This is a genomic window from Yoonia rosea, assembly GCF_900156505.1.
GTDB classification, from domain to species: domain Bacteria; phylum Pseudomonadota; class Alphaproteobacteria; order Rhodobacterales; family Rhodobacteraceae; genus Yoonia; species Yoonia rosea.
Window position 1 is genome coordinate 90,684 of the sequence record NZ_FTPR01000002.1, and the last position, 17,374, is coordinate 108,057.

Consider the following 17,374-nt stretch of genomic DNA (forward strand, 5'->3'; position numbering starts at 1 on the left):
ATGACCTATAGCGTTGCCATCGCGGCCTATAATGCCGCCGAAACAATTTCCGAGACGCTAAAGTCCGTGCTTTCGCAGACCGTGCCGCCAAACGAAATCATCGTGGTCGACGATGGATCAGAAGACGCCACAGCCCAAATAGCACGCGAGGTATCGCCTGACGTCACCGTCCTGACGCAGCCGAACGCCGGTTGTGGCAGGGCCTGCACACGCGCCATCCGTGCGACAACCAGCGAGATTGTCGCCACTATCGACGCCGACGATCTTTGGCTTCCCAGCAAGATGCAACAACAGTTGGACCTGCTACAGGCAAGCGACGTCCGAACGCTGGCCTTCGCAAAGCACCGGCAGTTTCACCACGGCACGGCAGATATGACGTCTGGTGCTCTGCGTCCCGGCCTGACACGATCGGACCTTGTGTTCAGGCGCAAGGTTTTTGAGGAAGTGGGCCCTATTTTCGACCCGCCCGGAGGGCGCGGCGATATGGTTGACTGGCTTGCGAGGGCGCGTGAAATTGGCTGCCCGTTCAAGATCATAGATGATGTCCTGGTGATGCGGCGAATTATCCCCGGCAGCCTGTCCTATGGCCGTGATGCAACCAAGGACGCAGGATATCTTGCCGTCGCGCACCGGGCGATCCAGCGGCGTCAAGAGCGTATCAAGGGCAGTCAGGATCAATGACATCGCAACCTTCGTCCGCATCGCGCCGGTTTCCGCATATATCCTGGGCCTGGCCCAATGGCAGCAGGCACAAGCTGATCACGGCGGCGATCCACCTGAATGATGAAACCGCCTTCGCTGCAATCAAAGACTGGCTCAATGAGACGGATCTGGATGATGCGACATTCGCCGAACATCGGCTCTTGTCTGCGATCACAACGCGTTTCGCGCATGGTTTGGCGCAAATGCCCGAATATGCACGGCTTTGCGGTCTGCAACGTCTGAACTGGACACGGTCGCGGATGGCGATAGCGATTTCACGCCCTGCGTTGAAAGAGATGGTGAATGCCGGCCTCAGGATCATCCTGCTCAAGGGTGCATGCCGGGTCGCGCTCGACATGGACGAACAGAAAAGCCGAACGTCTTACGATCTCGATCTTCTTTTTCATCCCGACGACTTTGAGAAAGCATTCGAAATACTTGCCGCCGGCGGGTGGCAAAGCACCCGTGGTGAAAGCGTGCTTGGTCTGCGCGCAAGGCTTTCCAGCATCCGAGCCCGCAATTTCAAGAAGGGTCGCTTTGGTGATATCGACCTGCATCGCTCGGCCTATCATCTGGCAAGTTCAAGCGACGCCTGTGACCAAGCGCTGCTCAACGACATCCAGCCGGTCAGCTACTATGGCCTGCCCATGTACATCCCGAGCGTCGAAGAACGATTGACCATGGCGATTGGCCATGGTGGCTGGGATGGCCACAGCCACAGTGACTGGTTGGTAGACGCCGCGCGTATTCTCGACCGCGAAAGCGTCGATTGGGCGAAGTTCATACAGATCATCAAGGCCAGACGGCTTATTGGCCCCGCCGCCATCGCTTTGTCCTATCTGCAGCAGGAAATGGGACTACAAATACCCGACAGCATTCTCGACGATATATACAGCCAGCGCCGCTTTTCCAAAGCGGCCCAGATATCCGCGATGTTGCTGGCCAAGGACACCAATACCCTGAACCGTGGACAGAAGATCGCAAGAGGTATCGTGCAAGGTGTCGAGAGAATCCGGTTTTCAGGCAGAGACACGTCGCATGACACGCCGATTTTCAGGGCACTTACCTGGAAGGCGGTGCCGTCCCCCGATGCAACTCCTGCACTTGAACAGCAAGTCGCTCTGCCAACACAACTTCGACCCGGCGTGTGGGCCTTCAACCTGACGCTCGAGATGCCTTCACCGCGCAAACCCCGGCGCATCGAACTGGAACTGAACGGGCAGGACCGAAATCTCTCTCATCTTCAGGCATTCCATATCCGATCTACGGCCGCGCATGTTGTGGTGCGTTTCCGTGGTCAGGTCGACATCAAGGCCGGTGATCCACCCATCACAGTATCCGCACTGCCGGGAAAGTTGATGGAAGAGGGGCTGGGTGCAGAAGACCACGACAAGTACGCGGCGCTACCATTTTCCATCCGATCAGCAGCTTTCCAAAGGCACGGATAAGACACGACGCAAACGACTGCAGAAAGCGGTGCGCAAGGACGTGCGGCCTCAGGCGGTCCTGTTCTGGTATTCCGCCAGAAAAGGCATGTCCGGGCAAATGTCTTCATAGGTCTGCCCCTGTTCTCGTAGCCAGTCGGCGAGCGGGCTCAGCATATCTGATGCACGATAAAGAGCCGGACGATGTCGGGGGTTCCATTCATTGCCGCTCCATGCATCCCACGGGGCTGTCGTGTCGATGTGGTCCCCGATCAGAGAGCGGAGGATCACACATTTGCCAACTGAATTGAGTGTTGCGCGACTTATCGTTCCGACAGGCGGATCAAAGAACGAGACTGGCCCGACATTGACCCGGTAACCCGGAATATCCGCTGCGCCAAACGGGGTGGCGCGAACCCCTTCAAACCATTGCCGACCAAGATAGCACTGGCCCTGCTGGGCCTTGCCATCATGCGTAAAGTTACACGCATTGAATACGAATCCGTATGGGGTGCGTAAGTCAGTGCTCGGCGCGGTGGCCCATGATTTCGCAGCGCGACTGGTCAGCGTGCGGATGGTGCAGCGCTCGAACCAAGCCGTCGACTGGCCAAATATGAAATCGACATCGCCCTCTATGTCGCAGTCGACAAAGCTTGAGCGGACCGTTTCGCCCTTGGTTGGGGATTGCAGATACAGCGTGTCCTGAAAACTGCTCAAAACGACATTCTGGACCTGCACACGATCAGCCCCCGCCACCAGCAGCGCCACAGCCTGATGTTGACCATTACGGAATTGCCCAAGGGCATTCACAGCCAGATCGCCGCCCTGAGAGCGGTCGCAGTTGTAGGTATTCTGTACGGTCAGATTCAAAAGCTGGAAGCCATCATTCTCGACGCGCAGCACAGAGGCATGAGCCGTACTGATCGGGGATAGACCTGCGATGCGCCGATAGAGCTTTGCGACATTCTCAGGCGCATTTGCAAAATGCGAAGCAAAGCGACGGATATATTCGGGGCCCTGCATTTCAGCGTCGATGTTCTCGGCCAGAACCACATCGGACGGAGACGCCCCCAAGCCAATCAGGGTCACCGCGAAAGATGCACGCGGCACATAGACAAGTCCGCAATAGACGCCTGCCGCCACCCCGATCACCACGCGGCCATGACGCTGCTCTTGCAGGGCACGGTTCACCGCCTCTTGCACAGATGCATAGCCGCCACCCGGCCCAACAACATAGTCCGGCCTCAGCCCCGCTGCATCAAGGGGCACGGGGCACCACGGATCATCCCGCTCGGCCCCGGCCGTTCCAACGTAACGCAAGACGTTGTCGCGGCGAAATCTGTCCGCCGCGTCTTCCGTCAACTGCGGTCGCATCAGCGCTGCATCAGCGCCGCCGCCATCATCAACGGAGCGACGCCCTTGATGTCGTCCTTCACGCGCGCCTCTGTCAGGTAGTATTCCGGGCTGCCGTCGCGGAACCTGTCTTCATACCAACCAAGACCCGCGACCTCGCAAATCTCGACCATTTCGTGCCCGCCGCCCGCTTTGGGGCGCAACGCCTTATCCATGACCATCGGGGCCAAACCGTCGGCGATGTCGGTCAGGCCCAAGCGCGCCCCGCGCAACAGCGCATAGGTGAACATCGCCGACGCCGAGGTTTCCTGATAGTTGCCTTCAAGATCGGGCCGGTCGATGACCTGAAGCCAGATGCCATCTGCAACCCGCAAGGCCGCGATTTTCTCCAAAAGAGCGACCGTACGCGCCCGCAAGGGGGCGAAATCCTCACCCACCAGATCCGCAACTTCCACCAATGCCATCGCCAGCCAGCCGATAGCGCGGGCCCAGAACGCCTTGTTGAACCCGGTTCCGGGGTCTGCCCACGGCTGCTCGCGGGCTTCATCATAGGCATGCCAATATAGGCCACTTGCAGGATCAATAAGCGTATCGAGCGCGGTCGAAAGCTGCGCCAGGCTGTCCGCGACATCGGCTTCATCCCCGCTCAACTGCGCATGTGCAATCCGGAACGGCTGACCCATATACAACCCGTCCAGCCAGATCTGCCATGGATAGCGGTGTTTGTGCCAATAAACGCCGCTTTGCGTGCGGGGATGTGTCTGCAACTGGCGCGCCAGCAAATCAGCGGCCTTCCTGTACCGCGCCTCGCCCGTCAGCCCATACAGATACAGCAGCGTGCGGCCAGGCAGGATGTTGTCGATGTTGTAATCAGAGAGCCCGTAGCCCAAAAGGTCCCCCTCAGGGCCGATCTGAGGATCTGCAAGCCGGTGCAGATGATCAAGCCAGCGCGCCTCTCCGGTCTCGACGTGCCAGAGCTCCAATGCGCGATAGAGGCATCCATCCTCATAGCACCACTTCCCCCCCTTGTAGGGTTGATAGCGTCGCGCATAATCGTCAAGAAACTCAGCTAACATCGGTCATATCCTCAAGCAAATCTGTCAAAGCGGCATCCGTTTCGATCTGCGCGAAGCGGTGTAGCAATCCTGCGTGTCGGGCGCTGGGCAGATGACAGGCCATAAGCGTTTCGCCCGGCTCCGCGTCGGCGTCATAACCCACCGTCACGCCGGTCAAGCGCAGCCCGCGCAGGGGCGCTTCGGGCAAACCAAGGAATGCGCCCGCCGCGTGGCGCACACCGCGCAACTGGACATTCGTGACAGTAATGTCGGCAATCAGCGGCGTGCTGTCATCAACCGGCGCGGGATCGCGCGATTGGACCTCCGTGGATTTTCCGTCCGCATCGCAATAGTAGAAAGCATTGATGGCAAGGGCCGTTCCGACCCCGTCCATCGCGACATCATTCATCGCAATGCGGGCAACCTGACCACCGCGCCCACGCCGCGTCTTGATCCGCAAGCCACGGTCTGTGCCTTTGAATTCACACCGCGTGATGTCAACATCCGTGATATCACCACTCATCTCCGATCCCATGACGACCGCACCGTGGCCATCCTCCATCAGGCAGTTGGCGATTGTCAGATGCCGCGTCGGGGCGATGTGATCGACGCGGGTGTCCTCTCCGGTCCCACGCTTACCGGCTTTGACCGCAATACAATCGTCCCCCACGCTGATGTGCAGCCCGCACACCTTCACTTGCGTACAGCTTTCAGGATCAAATCCATCGGTATTTGGGCTATCGGCAGGGTTGGTGATCTGCATGGCGGTGGCAGTGAGCCGGTCGCAACGGTAGGGATGCACAGTCCAGGATGGGGAATTGCACACCGTGATACCGGACAAGAGAATATCCGTGCAATGGGCCAGAAACAGCGTGCGCGGGCGGCGGGCACCTTCGCGGGTTTCCTTGGGCCAAGTCCACCAATCGCCACGATCGCCACCACCGTCCAGCGTCCCACGCCCGGTAATGGCCAGGTTCTTGCATCCAATCGCTGTCACCAGCGAAGCAAAGCTTGCCGCGGGCAACCCTTCCCACGTGCCGACGACGCGACCGTCAGCATCATGGTCGGGCAGGATCGGCCAGCCACCACGGTCGGCAATAGCGGCAAGCCTCGCGCCTTCCGGCAGCCAAACGGTCATGTCTGATTTCAAAAATACCGGGCCACTGGCGATGTGCCCTTCTGGCAGGCGCAAGGTCCCACCTTTTGGCACGGCGGCTACCGCCGCGGCAAAGGCGCAGGCGTTGTCTGCCGCATCGGGTGAGACGCCATAATCAGCCGCGTCGATCAAACCCGCACAGGGCGCCGTGCGAAAGAACAATTTCTCCTCACCTGCCCAGAAGGTATAAACCGTGTCTGGAAGGAGGCCTTCAAGAAATACTGGAACAATGTCCGATACGCCGCGCAGTTCCGTCCCTTCAAGGCGCCATGAGACGGGCCTTTCCAGATGATACCGCGCCGTATCTGCGTGGATAAGAATGGTCACCGTGTAAGGCGTGACTGAATGGGCGCTAAGCACGTTCGGTTTCTTCCTGCCATGGGGCATGATGCGGACGCCGGACCAGACCGGCGCCCGCAGTTGTTTTTACTTGTCTTCCAGCGCTTCATTCACAAGCATCAGGATTTCTTCTGAGGCTTCTGTGCTATCCAATTCACCGTAGGCAAACAACTCCAGCGTGTCTTCAATCCCGGCACGCACATCAGGGTCTTCATTGAATGGGCTGATTGCTGGCGCATTGGCTGACATCACCATGTTCTGCGCATCCACCTGGATCTGTTGAATACCACCATCCGCAAGAAGCTGCGCTGCGGCCACATCCGATGATGGCACGCCACGTGCCGACCCCATTGCCGCAATCCCTTCGGGTTGGGTCAACAAGCAGTTGAGCACTTCGGCAGCCGCCTGCTGGTTCGGCGAATTGGCCGAAATCGAGAACACCATCGAGGGCTTGCGATACACCCCGTCGTTCTGTGCACCCGCGACCCGCAACAGCCCTGCAGGCACAAGCTCTTGTCCTTCAGCAAGCGGATCAGAGATCTTGAAGAACGTCGTATCCCACTGGTAGCTGCCCGCGATCTGGCCAGAGGTCCAGTCAGCGTTTTCATGCAGTGCGATGTTCCCTTGCGCAGCGCGCTCTGGCCAACCCTTGATCACGTGGTTGTCGACCATCGCCTGATACATGTCGATACCGGCCTGCAATTCATCCTGTGACCACTGAACTGCGTTGGTTTCAGGATTGATAAAGGAGCGGCCAGTCTGCTGGGTCACGATCATCTGGATCAGCAAAGACGCATCGAGTCCGATGCCTTCCAGAGGATAATAGTTGTCACCCAGCTTTTCGGCAAAGACAGGACCTGCGGCCATCAGTTCCTCAAAGGTGGTCGGGATCGCCAGACCGGCCTTGTCGAATGTGGTCTTGTTGAAAAAGAAAATCCGGCCTGAAACAGACGCGGGCAGACCGTTCAACGCACCGTTGCGGCTGGACGCGTCAAGCTCTTCGTCAGACCACTGGGACAGGTCGATGGTGTCGGAAAAATCCCGCAGATCGGCAAAGCCGTCACCGTTTTCCGAGAAAATCGGCAACCATGGCCAGTTGATCTGCATGATGTCGGCCTCGGTGCCGCCCGCCAGCTGAGTGGCGACCTTTTCGAAGTGGCCGGACCAACCGGTGAATTCGGGCTTGATCGTATGGCCCAGCGCCTCACCGCAAACCTGAAGTGCCGCCTGAGTGGCCTCGTGGCGGCTATCGCCCCCCCACCAGCTCATCCGCAATTCCTCGGCATATGCCGTACCGGCCACAGTCGTTGTGGCAAGTGCTGCTGCGATAAATGTCTTGAAATATGTCATGTGTTCCTCCCTATGACAGTGGTTTGGTCGGCAAGTGAGATGTTCGCACCGCTTTCCGCGTTGAAAAGATGAATACGTGCGCCGTCAGGTCGTAGGCAGACGGCGTCACCACGTTGGATTTCCGTGTCGAATTTATCGGTCGGTATAACGGCAATGAAATTGCTCTCGCCCACGTGAACATGCAGGTTCACTTCATGTCCCATGAACTCGATGTTATGGACCGTCCCCGAGAACGCATCGGCGGTGTCCGCAGCCACGATCTCGACGTGTTGCGGCCGGATGCCGAAGGTCACAGGCCCTTCATGCGGCTCGAGCCGTTCAGCCAGCCCCTTGGGCACCGCAATCGTTTGACCGGCAAGTGTGATCGTCAGCTTGCCATCATTGGCCAGAACCGCAGGCGCAAGGTTCATTTCCGGCATCCCTATAAACCCTGCAACAAAGGCATTGGCGGGGCGCTCATAGAGGGTCACCGGATCGGCGACCTGCATGATATGGCCATCTTTCATAACGCAGATACGGTCGCCCATGGTCATTGCCTCGACCTGATCGTGGGTCACATAAACCACGGTCGCAGGGCGCCCTTCATCGCGGAGGCGCTTATGCAGGTCGGTAATGCGCATGCGCATCGAGGCACGCAATTTGGCGTCAAGGTTCGACAAAGGTTCGTCGAACAAAAACACCTCGGGCGATTTGATGAGCGCACGGCCGACAGCGACACGCTGCGCCTGCCCGCCCGACAACTGCTTTGGCAACCGGTCCAGAAGCTCCTCAATCTCGAGGATACCGGAGACCTCTTTCGTCGCGCTTTCAATTTTGGCTGACGGTTCACGTTTGAGTTTGAGTCCGAACGACAGGTTCCGTCGCACCTTCATATGCGGGTAAAGCGCATAGTTCTGGAACACCATCGCGATACCCCGTTTGCCAGGCACCAGATCATTGACGACATTTTCACCAATGCGGATTTCACCGCCCGTGATCGTCTCCAGCCCTGCAATCATCCGCAGCGTTGTGGATTTGGCACATCCCGATGGGCCGACCAGCACCATGAACTCGCCGTCTGCAACATGCAGGTCAATACCATGCACGGCCTTGAAACCGCCGCCATAGATCTTTTCGACAGATGTAAGTTGAAGATCAGCCATCAGCCTTTGACCCCCCCTGTTGAGATGCCCTCGATGAAATATTTCTGGGCAATGAAGAACACGATCAGTGACGGCGTCAGTGCAAGCACAGTCATCGCAAGGATCTGGTTCCAGTTGAACGCCTCGGTCGTGTCGATGCTCAGCTTGAGCGCCAGAGACACGGGATAATTCTCGACCGAAGAGATGTAGATAAGCGGCCCGAGAAAGTCGTTCATGGTCCACATAAACTGGAACAGACAGACCGAAATGATGGCAGGCATCAGCATCGGTATCACGACATACCAAAGCACCTGAAAGGTGTTGGCCCCGTCAACGCGCGCGGCCTCTTCCATGTCACGCGGGATCGACCGCATGAACTGGATCAGCATAAAGACGAAAAAAGCCTCAAGCGCGAACCACTGCGGCACGAACAGCGGCAGATAGGTGTCAAGCCAGCCCAACTCGCGGAACAACAGATACTGCGGAATGCGCGTAACCACATCGGGCAGCAGCAACGTCGCGATCAGAATGCCAAACAGGATCTTCTTGCCGGGAAATTCAAATCGGGCAAAGCCGTAGGCCACGATCACTGACGAGAATGCCGTGCCGAGCATCTTGGGGATCACGATGTAAAGCGAATTCAAAAAGAACCGCCCGAAGGTATAGGGCGTCGACGTTTCCCAGCCGTCGATATACCCCTGCACGGTTGGATTTTCCGGCCAGAATGACGCCGAGCTGAAGATTTCCTCGTTTGTTTTGAAGGATGCGCCCACCAGCCAGATCAAAGGATACAGCATCAAAAGGCCGAACAACGTCAGGATCACATAGCGGATGATGGCACCGCGGCGCTGCGCGCGCTGGATCTTGAGCTCTTGCGCTGAACGCGTGCGTTCGCCAAGGGGCATTGGTTCTAGGTCAGGTAAGGATACCATTGTTTCAGCTCCTCTTGTCGCCGGCGTAATAGACCCACTTTTTCGACGACCAGAAGGCGATCAGGGTCAAAACCATGATGATCACGAATAGGACCCAAGCGATGGCCGAGGCATAGCCCATGTCGAAGCTCTTGAAGGCCTTGTCGTAGATATAAAGTGGCAACAGATAGGTGGATTTCAGCGGGCCACCGTTGGTGATGATGTAAGGGCCATTGAATTCCTGAAACGCCTGTACTGTCTGCATGATCAGGTTGAAAAAGATGACCGGTGTGATCAGCGGTACGGTGATATAGCGGAATTGCTGCCACTTGGTTGCACCGTCGATGCTGGAGGCCTCATAGAGCGATCTGTCCACCGATTGCAGCGCGGCAAGAAAGATCACCATCGCCGATCCGAACTGCCAGCAGCGCAAAAGCGTCAGGGTGAACAGGGCATTCTGCGGATCGCCAAACCAGTTGACAGGCTCCATGCCGATGGCCGTCAGCCCCATGTTCACAAGGCCTACATCAGCAAAGATGTAGCGCCACAGGACCGCAATCGCGATGGATCCCCCCAGAACCGACGGGACATAGTAGGCCGTCCGGAAAAACCCGATCGCTTTGAGTTTGTAGTTCAGCACCACAGCCACCAGCAGCGCAAAGCACAGCTTGAGCGGGACGGTCATGAACACATAAAGCAGTGTCACGCTCAGGGATTTGCTGAACGTCCGGTCGCGGGTGAAAAGACGCTCGTAGTTATCAAGGCCAACCCATTCCGGCGTCGACAAAAGATCGTAATCGGTGAACGACAGATAGAGCGACGCCAAGAACGGAAACGCTGTGAAGATGCACAGCCCGATCACGTAAGGCGAAACATAGGCCATCCCCAAAAACTTGCTGTCACCACCCATTACGATGCCTCCTTCAACAGATCACGGGGTAAATGATGCGCGGTTGCCTGCACCATTTCATCAAACATTTGCCGCGCCGTCTCCGCAGGGAGTGGCACCACCAGCGGGTCGGTGCGGAACAGATCAAACAGATCGTCCCAGCGCCCGTCAGCAACCGCCTGCAGCAAGGCAGATTGACGCGCCGCATGATCCGCTGTGATCGCCAGCAAAGCATCCGGCATCCGCCCCGCCACCAAAGGTGTCACACCCAGAGACGAGAACAGTGCATTGGTTTCCACAATCGTGCCCAGCGGCAGACCATCCATCTGCCCCCGGTTGGGCAGGTTCACGTTGCTGACGAATTGGCCCAGACCCAGCAATCCTTTGATCTGGTCAACAAGGGCCTCGTCCGATCGGTCGGCATAGGGCACGCCCTGCCCCGCCGCCAAAGCATCGGCACGTGCTTGTTTTTCTGCACGGTCACGGATGCGGTAAGACACCGGCGTCAGCGTGAATTCCCAATCTGCGGCCACGTCGAGGTATTCGCCCTGCGGCATGAACTCGGCCAGGTGACGGTCGCCTGCGGCTGCGGGAATGCCAAACCGGCGATACAGGTCGAACTTCACACGGCTACGGTCCATGAAATACAGATCATGTTCGTCCGTCGGATCAATCTCGCGCGGGGACCAGCCGCTGTTGCCGTGCTGACCGGCGAAGGCGCGGTAGGCGGGCAACATATCGCGCCCTTCAAGGCCGATCGCATCGACAAAGGTAAAATGATTGATGCCCAGAACGTTGACCTCAACATCACGGTGGCTGTAGCGCGCCGCGCCCGCCTCTTGGTTCGCGATCCACGCCACCTGATGGCGCAGCTTCGTCACCTCGTGGCACTCGCCCCACAACCGGATCGCAGGAAAGGCCTGATACATCGCACCGGTCAGCACGCTCATGGGATTTGTCAGATTGCAGACCCAAGCGCGCGGCGCATTTGCGCGGATTGCTTCTGCAATCGAGATCATCATCGGAATGGCACGCAGCGCCCGCACAAACCCGCCAGGCCCAACGGTATCACCCACGGCCTGCTTGATCCCGTAGCGCGCGGGGATGTCTACGTCGCAGGCCATATCATCGAAGGCGCCAGGTAGGATTGATACGACAACGACGTCAGCCCCGCTCAATGCCTCTTGCATTGAGGGCACGGCCGCATAGCGCGCTGGCGTTCCCTTGGAGACATCGGCAAAACGCATCCCGATTTTGGCATTTCTTTGCGCGGCCGCGTGGTCGATATCGTAAAGCCGCACCTGTGCCGCCAGCGTCGTGTCATGGGCCAGATCGGCCATCAGCTTGGTCGCCCAGTTCAGCGAGCCGCCACCGATGTAGGCTATGGTAACAGGGGTTGCGCTCACATCACTGCTCCGATTTGCCAAGGTACGAATTCATTGTCGCCAAGGCCCAAGGCCTCTGACTTGGTGGTCTGGCCCGAAGCGGTCGCGCGGATCAGATCGAATATCTGGTGGCCCTTTTCCGCCAGACTGATCCCGTCGGACATGATGTCACCGGTGTTCAGGTCCATATCGTCCGGCATCTGTTTGAACAGGCGGTCCGAAGTCGCAAGTTTGATGGTGGGTGCGGGTTTCGATCCAAAGGCCGAACCGCGGCCGGTGGTAAACACAACAATCTGGGCCCCGCCCGCGATCTGCCCGGTCGCCGACACAGGGTCATATCCGGGCGTATCCATGAAAACAAAGCCCGACGCAGCAACCTGTTCGGCATAGTCATAGACCGCCATCAACGGGGTCGCACCAGCCTTCGCCACAGCCCCCAGCGATTTTTCAAGGATTGTCGTGATGCCGCCCTGCTTGTTTCCCGGACTGGGGTTGTTGTCCATCGAACCACCATTATGCGCGGCATAGTCTTCCCACCACCTGATCTGCGCAATCAGCTTGTCAGCAACCGCGCGGCTGCTTGCGCGGCGCAGCAACAACTGTTCCGCGCCGTAAATCTCGGGCGTTTCGGACAGGATCGCGGTACCACCCTGTGCGACGATCAGATCGGCTGCAATGCCCAGCGCAGGGTTCGCTGTGATGCTGGAAAATCCGTCTGACCCTCCACATTGCAGCGCAACCCGTAACGCGCTCATCGGTTGCTGGCTGCGGGTGATTGCGTTCACCTCCGGCAATATCTGCGTCACATGCGCCTTGATTGCGTCGATGGTGGCACGTGTGCCGCCGGTGTCCTGGATGGTTAGCGCGTGGAAGCGGTCGGTACCCGCATCACCGAACTGCGCCTGCATCCGCGCAATTTGCATCACCTCGCAACCGAGACCCACGAACACTGTCGCGCCGACATTGGGGTGTGTCGCATGGCCCCACAAGACACGGTTCAAGATGTCGAACCCGCGTCCGCTGTCCGCCATCCCGCAGCCGGAGCCATGCGCGAGCGCCACGATTCCGTCGACATTGTGATAATCTGCCAGCAGTCCGCTTGCCTCGATCTCGGTTGCGGCGCGGCGGATCACAGTGGCCGAGCAATTCACGGTGGCCACCAGTGCAATGTAGTTACGCGTGCCAACGCGGCCGTCCGCGCGGGCATATCCCGCGAAACGCAGCGCCTCCATCTGGGGGACAGCCGCTAAAGCTGCCTTCAGATCCGCACCGATGGCATAATCCTGATCGCGATCGGCAAAGGCGCAATTGTGCGTGTGTACGTGTTCGCCTGCGGCAATCGCCACCGATGCTCGCCCGATAAACTGTCCGAACTTGATGACCGGCGCACCCGCAGGCATCGCCACCCGCGCGATCTTGTGGCCTGATGCCACCGCCGCTGGCAAAGGCGCGCCAAGACCCAAAGGATCAGCACCGACAAGCGCGCGATCAGTCAAAACGGCGACGGTATCGTTCGGGTGCAGGATCAACGGCTCAGGCATGCGCAAGCCCCCTTATCACCCCACGCAATTCCGCCAACCCCCGCAAACGACCGATCAGCGGATAGCCCGGGATCACATCGCGCGTCAGGTCCGACAACATATGGTGGCCATGATCGGGCCGGAACGGGATTGCGTGATCCGCGCGGCCGGCATCGCGGCGGCGCGTCTCTTCGTCCAGCAACACGCGGATCAAGGCGACCATATCGGTGTCACCGTCCAGATGTGCGGCTTCCTCGAACGATCCGTCCGCGTCTTTGCGCACGTTGCGCAGATGGGCAAAATGGATGCGGTCGGCCACCTTTGCCGCAATCGCGGGCACATCATTTTTCGGGTTTGCGCCAAGCGAGCCGGAACACAACGTAATCCCGTTGGCAGGACTGTCATAAGCCTTCAAAACCCAATCCAGATCGTCGGCATCCGAGACAATGCGCGGCAGGCCCAGAATGTCGAGCGGCGGATCGTCGGGATGCACGCAAAGACGTATACCCAAATCCTCGGCTGCGGGCACAACCTCGTCCAGAAACCTCTTGTAGTTGGCGCGTAAAGCCGCACGATCAATCCCGTCGTAGGCCGCAAGCGCAACCCGCAGACCAGCAATATCGTAACGGTCAAAAGCCCCGGGCAGACCTGCCATGATCGCCGACAAAAGACCCTTGCGCTCATCGTCGCTCGCCACCTGAAACCACGCCCCCGCCTGCGCAAGGACGGCGTCGGAATAGGCGGCCTCGGCCGCTTGACGACCCAGCATGTGGATCTCAAAGGCAGCCATGCGGACAGCATCGAAGCGCAAACAAGTGGCCCCACCCGTGACGGGGGCGGCAAGATCGGTGCGGGTCCAATCCAGCAGCGGCATGAAGTTGTAGCAGATCGTCTTCACACCTACGGCTGCGAGGTTGGCCATGGACTGGCGGTAGTTTGCGAATAAGGCGGACAGATCGCCCTCACCTTTCTTGATGCACTCATGGATTGGCAGGCTTTCGACCACGACCCAGTCAAAGCCCGCTTGCACGATCTGGCGCTTACGTGCGGCGATGGCTTCTTGTGGCCAGGCCGCGCCATAAGGGATGTCGTGCAGGGCGGTAACGATACCGCGTGCGCCCGTCTGCGCCACCTCTGCCAGTGAGATGCTGTCGAATTCACCGTACCAGCGCCAGCTTTCGATCATGATACGGCCCTCGTGATCGCAGCGCGCACGCCCTCGTCCCAGATCACTGTCGCCGCGCGTGTCACCGGTTCTTGCAGACGCGCGGCCAGATCAGCGGGGAATATCTCTTCGACCGAAAGCAAGGCGGCGACGATATCTGCGGGGCTGCTCTGTGCCTCTGCAAGCGCAAAGAGGCGGTCGGCAAGCGGATCGCGCACATCAATGCATTTGCCTGCCTCATCGGTCCCGCTGACATAGCGCATCCATGCCGCAATCGCCGTGCAAAGCCCCGCGACGCTGCGGCCTGCATCAAGATTGTCCCTTACGGTCCCAAGGATCCGCTGCGGTAGTTTCTGGCTCCCGTCCATTGCGATTTGCCATGTACGGTGGCGGATTGCAGGGTTGGCATAGCGGCTCATCAACGCATCGGCATAGTCCGTCAGACTGACGCCTTCGGGCGCTGTGACAGCGGGCATGATCTCATCCCACAAGGCGTGCGCGTAACGGGCAAAGTCGCGATCCGCGACTGTATCGGCAATGGTTTCGTGCCCGACAAGATAGCCGGTATAGGCCAGTGCGGAATGGGTGCCGTTCAGCATGCGCAGCTTCATGTCCTCATGCGCGGTCACATCCACAACCATCTCGACCCCTGCATCTTCCAAGGCGGGGCGGGCATCGTCGACGAAATCATCTTCAACCGCCCATTGGGAAAACGGCTCGTGCAGCACGGGGGCAGCGTCGGGTGTGCCGGTCAGTAGCGCGATACGCGCAATGTCGGCGTCGGTCGTCGCGGGGGTGATCCGATCCACCATCGTGGAGGGAAACTTGCCCTTGGCTGCAATCCAGTCCGCCAGCGCGGGGTCAATCCGGCTGGCCAGTTGCAGGACCATGCCGCGCACCAGCTTGCCATTCTTTGGCAGGTTATCGCAGGTCAGCACCGTGAATGGCGCCGTGCCATTCGCCTTGCGTCGTGCCAGCGCGCGCACCAGAAAACCCGGCGCGGAAACGGGCAGCTCATGCGTCAGATCATGTTGGATATCCGGGTGGTCGAGGTTCAACTCTCCGGTGGCCGGATTGTGGCAATAGCCCTTTTCGGTGACGGTCAGCGTGACAATCCGCACGGCAGGATCGGCCATGATCGCAAGCACCGCTTCGGGATCTTCCGGCGCGACGAGCACATCGTTCAAAACACTGATATCACGCGGCGCTTCGCCTTCGGGTGCCAGCGTCACAGACGTATAGCGCCAATCGCGCAGGCGCAGCGCATCGCGGGTCGCGGGGCTGCGGAGCGACACACCGGCAATGCCCCAGTCACCCCCTGACGCGGCCATGGCATCAGCAACATAGACACAGCCAAAGCCGCGAAAGAACGCACCAAGTCCGAGATGCACGATCCCGGTGGCGGGGCGCGTGGCGGCTGGGGTTTGACCGTCAGCGGGCAAGCCAGCCTCCATCAACATTGAGAACGGCACCGTGCACATAGCCGGCTGCGGGCGTACACAGATAGACCGCAGCCCCTGCAATATCAGAGGCATCACCCCAGCGGCCTGCCGGAATACGCTCAACGATCGCTTTGTTGCGATCCGGATCGGCGCGCAGTGCTTCGGTGTTGTTGGTTTCGATATATCCGGGGGCTACGGCATTCACGTTGATCCCCTTGGCCGCCCATTCGTTGGCCAGCAGCTTTGTCAGCCCCGCCACGCCGTGTTTCGACGCGGTATAGCTTGGCACGCGGATACCACCCTGGAATGACAGAAGCGACGCGATGTTGACGACGCGACCGGCGCCGCCGCGCGCCAAGACCGCCTTGGCAAAGGCCTGCGTGGTAAAGAACAGCGCCTTGAGGTTCACGTCCATCACCGCGTCCCAGTCTTCTTCGGTAAAGTCGACCGCGTCGTTGCGGCGGATGATACCCGCGTTGTTGATCAGAATATCAATCGCCTGATCATCAAAGAGCCCCCGACCCGCCATCGGATCAGTGAAATCAACCCGCACAGAAGACGCCTTGCCGCCCGCATCCGAGATCATGCCCACGGTTTCATCACAGGTGCGACGCCCGGCGCAGATCACTTCGGCACCGGCCTGCGCCAGCCCAAGGGCAATCGCCTGCCCGATGCCGGTGTTGGCACCCGTGACCAGCGCGCGGCGGCCTGTCAGATCGAAGGGGTTGCTCACCGCAAATCCCCCATAGCGACCATATCCATATCCGTGAAATCGACGTTGTCGCCCGCCATCGCCCAGCAGAAGGTGTAGGACGACGTGCCGGCCCCTGCGTGGATCGACCAAGGTGGCGAAATCACCGCTTCCTCATTTGCCATCACGATGTGGCGGGTCTGGCTGGGTTCACCCATCAGATGAAAAACGCGCTGGTTTTCGGGAAGCTGGAAATAAAGATAGGCCTCCATCCGGCGGTCATGCAGATGCGCAGGCATGGTGTTCCACACCGACCCTTCGGCGAACTGCGTATAGCCCATCAGCAATTGGCAGGATTTGCAGACCTCGGGATGCAGGAACTGAATGATCACCCGCTCGTTCGCGGTCTCGCGCGCGCCCATCTCGACGCGGCGGGCATCCTTAAGTTTGATCAGGGTTGTCGGATAGGTCTGATGCGCAGGTGCGGACAGCACATAGAACCGCCCCGCACCGGCGAATGTGACCGGCCCAGCGCCCATCCCAATATAGAGGACCTCGCCTGTTTCAAGTTCATAGTCCTCACCACCGACGCTGACTGTGCCGGTGTCTCCAATGTTGAGCACGCCCATTTCGCGGCGTTCCAGAATGGTGGCCGTTCCCGTCGCCTCGACCTTGTCCAGTGTCAGTGCCTTGCCTGCTGGCACCGCTGAACCCAGGATCAGACGATCATAGTGGCTGTAGACCAGATTGATCTCGCCATCCGCGAACAAACCGGCCACGTGGAAATGGTCGCGTAATTGATCGGTGTCGAGCGTTTTGGCCGTGGCAGGATCAATGGCGTGGCGTGTTTCAGTTCTCAGCATATTCTTGA

Annotated in this window: 15 protein-coding genes; 2 read left to right on the plus strand and 13 right to left on the minus strand. The window is 59.1% G+C overall.

From position 1 onward, the window contains the following. Both B0B09_RS11680 and B0B09_RS11685 read left to right on the plus strand, forming a co-directional pair. The gene (locus B0B09_RS11680) at window positions 1-681 is read left to right on the plus strand and encodes a glycosyltransferase family 2 protein (RefSeq protein ID WP_076659993.1); all 681 of its coding nucleotides are present in this window, start codon (window positions 1-3) and stop codon (window positions 679-681) included. Then, the gene (locus B0B09_RS11685; RefSeq protein ID WP_076659996.1) at window positions 678-2,150 is read left to right on the plus strand and encodes a nucleotidyltransferase family protein; all 1,473 of its coding nucleotides are present in this window, start codon (window positions 678-680) and stop codon (window positions 2,148-2,150) included. Before B0B09_RS11680 ends, B0B09_RS11685 begins: the two co-directional genes overlap by 4 nt. Window positions 2,151-2,198: 48 nt before the next feature. On the opposite strand, the gene B0B09_RS11690 is transcribed toward B0B09_RS11685, so the two are convergent. From B0B09_RS11690 to kduI, 13 genes are all read right to left on the minus strand, one after another. Then, window positions 2,199-3,500, minus strand: a complete 1,302-nt coding sequence (locus tag B0B09_RS11690) for a pectinesterase family protein (protein ID WP_076659998.1) — start codon at window positions 3,498-3,500, stop codon at window positions 2,199-2,201. Then, window positions 3,500-4,555, minus strand: a complete 1,056-nt coding sequence (locus tag B0B09_RS11695) for a glycoside hydrolase family 88/105 protein (protein WP_076660000.1) — start codon at window positions 4,553-4,555, stop codon at window positions 3,500-3,502. Before B0B09_RS11695 ends, B0B09_RS11690 begins: the two co-directional genes overlap by 1 nt. Further along, on the minus strand, window positions 4,545-6,050 hold the full coding sequence (gene pglA, locus B0B09_RS11700; protein WP_207552151.1) for a polygalacturonase PglA: 1,506 nt from the start codon (window positions 6,048-6,050) through the stop codon (window positions 4,545-4,547). Before pglA ends, B0B09_RS11695 begins: the two co-directional genes overlap by 11 nt. A 66-nt stretch (window positions 6,051-6,116) precedes the next feature. Next, window positions 6,117-7,379 carry an ABC transporter substrate-binding protein gene (locus B0B09_RS11705; RefSeq protein ID WP_076660003.1) on the minus strand — a complete coding sequence of 421 codons (1,263 nt, stop codon included), beginning with the start codon at window positions 7,377-7,379 and terminating at the stop codon, window positions 6,117-6,119. Continuing rightward, window positions 7,376-8,521 carry an ABC transporter ATP-binding protein gene (locus tag B0B09_RS11710; RefSeq protein ID WP_076660004.1) on the minus strand — a complete coding sequence of 382 codons (1,146 nt, stop codon included), beginning with the start codon at window positions 8,519-8,521 and terminating at the stop codon, window positions 7,376-7,378. Before B0B09_RS11710 ends, B0B09_RS11705 begins: the two co-directional genes overlap by 4 nt. After that, window positions 8,521-9,432, minus strand: a complete 912-nt coding sequence (locus B0B09_RS11715) for a carbohydrate ABC transporter permease (RefSeq protein ID WP_084190827.1) — start codon at window positions 9,430-9,432, stop codon at window positions 8,521-8,523. The genes B0B09_RS11710 and B0B09_RS11715 overlap by 1 nt, the downstream gene beginning before the upstream one ends. Window positions 9,433-9,436: 4 nt before the next feature. Beyond that, complete coding sequence (locus B0B09_RS11720; RefSeq protein WP_055294912.1) at window positions 9,437-10,321, minus strand: carbohydrate ABC transporter permease; 885 nt, start codon at window positions 10,319-10,321, stop codon at window positions 9,437-9,439. Further along, window positions 10,321-11,706 carry a family 4 glycosyl hydrolase gene (locus B0B09_RS11725; protein WP_076660006.1) on the minus strand — a complete coding sequence of 462 codons (1,386 nt, stop codon included), beginning with the start codon at window positions 11,704-11,706 and terminating at the stop codon, window positions 10,321-10,323. Before B0B09_RS11725 ends, B0B09_RS11720 begins: the two co-directional genes overlap by 1 nt. Further along, the gene (locus B0B09_RS11730; protein ID WP_076660008.1) at window positions 11,703-13,226 is read right to left on the minus strand and encodes a UxaA family hydrolase; all 1,524 of its coding nucleotides are present in this window, start codon (window positions 13,224-13,226) and stop codon (window positions 11,703-11,705) included. Before B0B09_RS11730 ends, B0B09_RS11725 begins: the two co-directional genes overlap by 4 nt. Then, on the minus strand, window positions 13,219-14,391 hold the full coding sequence (uxuA, locus tag B0B09_RS11735; protein ID WP_076660011.1) for a mannonate dehydratase: 1,173 nt from the start codon (window positions 14,389-14,391) through the stop codon (window positions 13,219-13,221). Before uxuA ends, B0B09_RS11730 begins: the two co-directional genes overlap by 8 nt. Beyond that, window positions 14,388-15,830 (minus strand): mannitol dehydrogenase family protein, encoded by a 1,443-nt coding sequence (locus B0B09_RS11740; RefSeq protein WP_076660014.1) that lies wholly within the window; start codon window positions 15,828-15,830, stop codon window positions 14,388-14,390. Before B0B09_RS11740 ends, uxuA begins: the two co-directional genes overlap by 4 nt. Further along, a complete protein-coding gene (kduD, locus tag B0B09_RS11745; RefSeq protein WP_076660016.1) occupies window positions 15,802-16,545 on the minus strand; it encodes a 2-dehydro-3-deoxy-D-gluconate 5-dehydrogenase KduD in 744 nt (247 codons plus the stop codon). The genes B0B09_RS11740 and kduD overlap by 29 nt, the downstream gene beginning before the upstream one ends. Continuing rightward, on the minus strand, window positions 16,542-17,366 hold the full coding sequence (kduI, locus tag B0B09_RS11750) for a 5-dehydro-4-deoxy-D-glucuronate isomerase (protein WP_076660019.1): 825 nt from the start codon (window positions 17,364-17,366) through the stop codon (window positions 16,542-16,544). The genes kduD and kduI overlap by 4 nt, the downstream gene beginning before the upstream one ends. Between the last annotated feature and the right edge of the window lie 8 nt (window positions 17,367-17,374).

Coding starts and splice junctions, on each gene's coding strand:
- B0B09_RS11680 (WP_076659993.1), top strand. CDS start 1: ATGACCTATAGCGTTGCCATCGCGGCCTATAATGCCGCCGAAACAATT.
- B0B09_RS11685 (WP_076659996.1), top strand. CDS start 678: ATGACATCGCAACCTTCGTCCGCATCGCGCCGGTTTCCGCATATATCC.
- B0B09_RS11690 (WP_076659998.1), bottom strand. CDS start 3,500: ATGCGACCGCAGTTGACGGAAGACGCGGCGGACAGATTTCGCCGCGAC.
- B0B09_RS11695 (WP_076660000.1), bottom strand. CDS start 4,555: ATGTTAGCTGAGTTTCTTGACGATTATGCGCGACGCTATCAACCCTAC.
- B0B09_RS11705 (WP_076660003.1), bottom strand. CDS start 7,379: ATGACATATTTCAAGACATTTATCGCAGCAGCACTTGCCACAACGACT.
- B0B09_RS11710 (WP_076660004.1), bottom strand. CDS start 8,521: ATGGCTGATCTTCAACTTACATCTGTCGAAAAGATCTATGGCGGCGGT.
- B0B09_RS11715 (WP_084190827.1), bottom strand. CDS start 9,432: ATGGTATCCTTACCTGACCTAGAACCAATGCCCCTTGGCGAACGCACG.
- B0B09_RS11720 (WP_055294912.1), bottom strand. CDS start 10,321: ATGGGTGGTGACAGCAAGTTTTTGGGGATGGCCTATGTTTCGCCTTAC.
- B0B09_RS11730 (WP_076660008.1), bottom strand. CDS start 13,226: ATGCCTGAGCCGTTGATCCTGCACCCGAACGATACCGTCGCCGTTTTG.
- uxuA (WP_076660011.1), bottom strand. CDS start 14,391: ATGATCGAAAGCTGGCGCTGGTACGGTGAATTCGACAGCATCTCACTG.
- B0B09_RS11740 (WP_076660014.1), bottom strand. CDS start 15,830: ATGTTGATGGAGGCTGGCTTGCCCGCTGACGGTCAAACCCCAGCCGCC.
- kduI (WP_076660019.1), bottom strand. CDS start 17,366: ATGCTGAGAACTGAAACACGCCACGCCATTGATCCTGCCACGGCCAAA.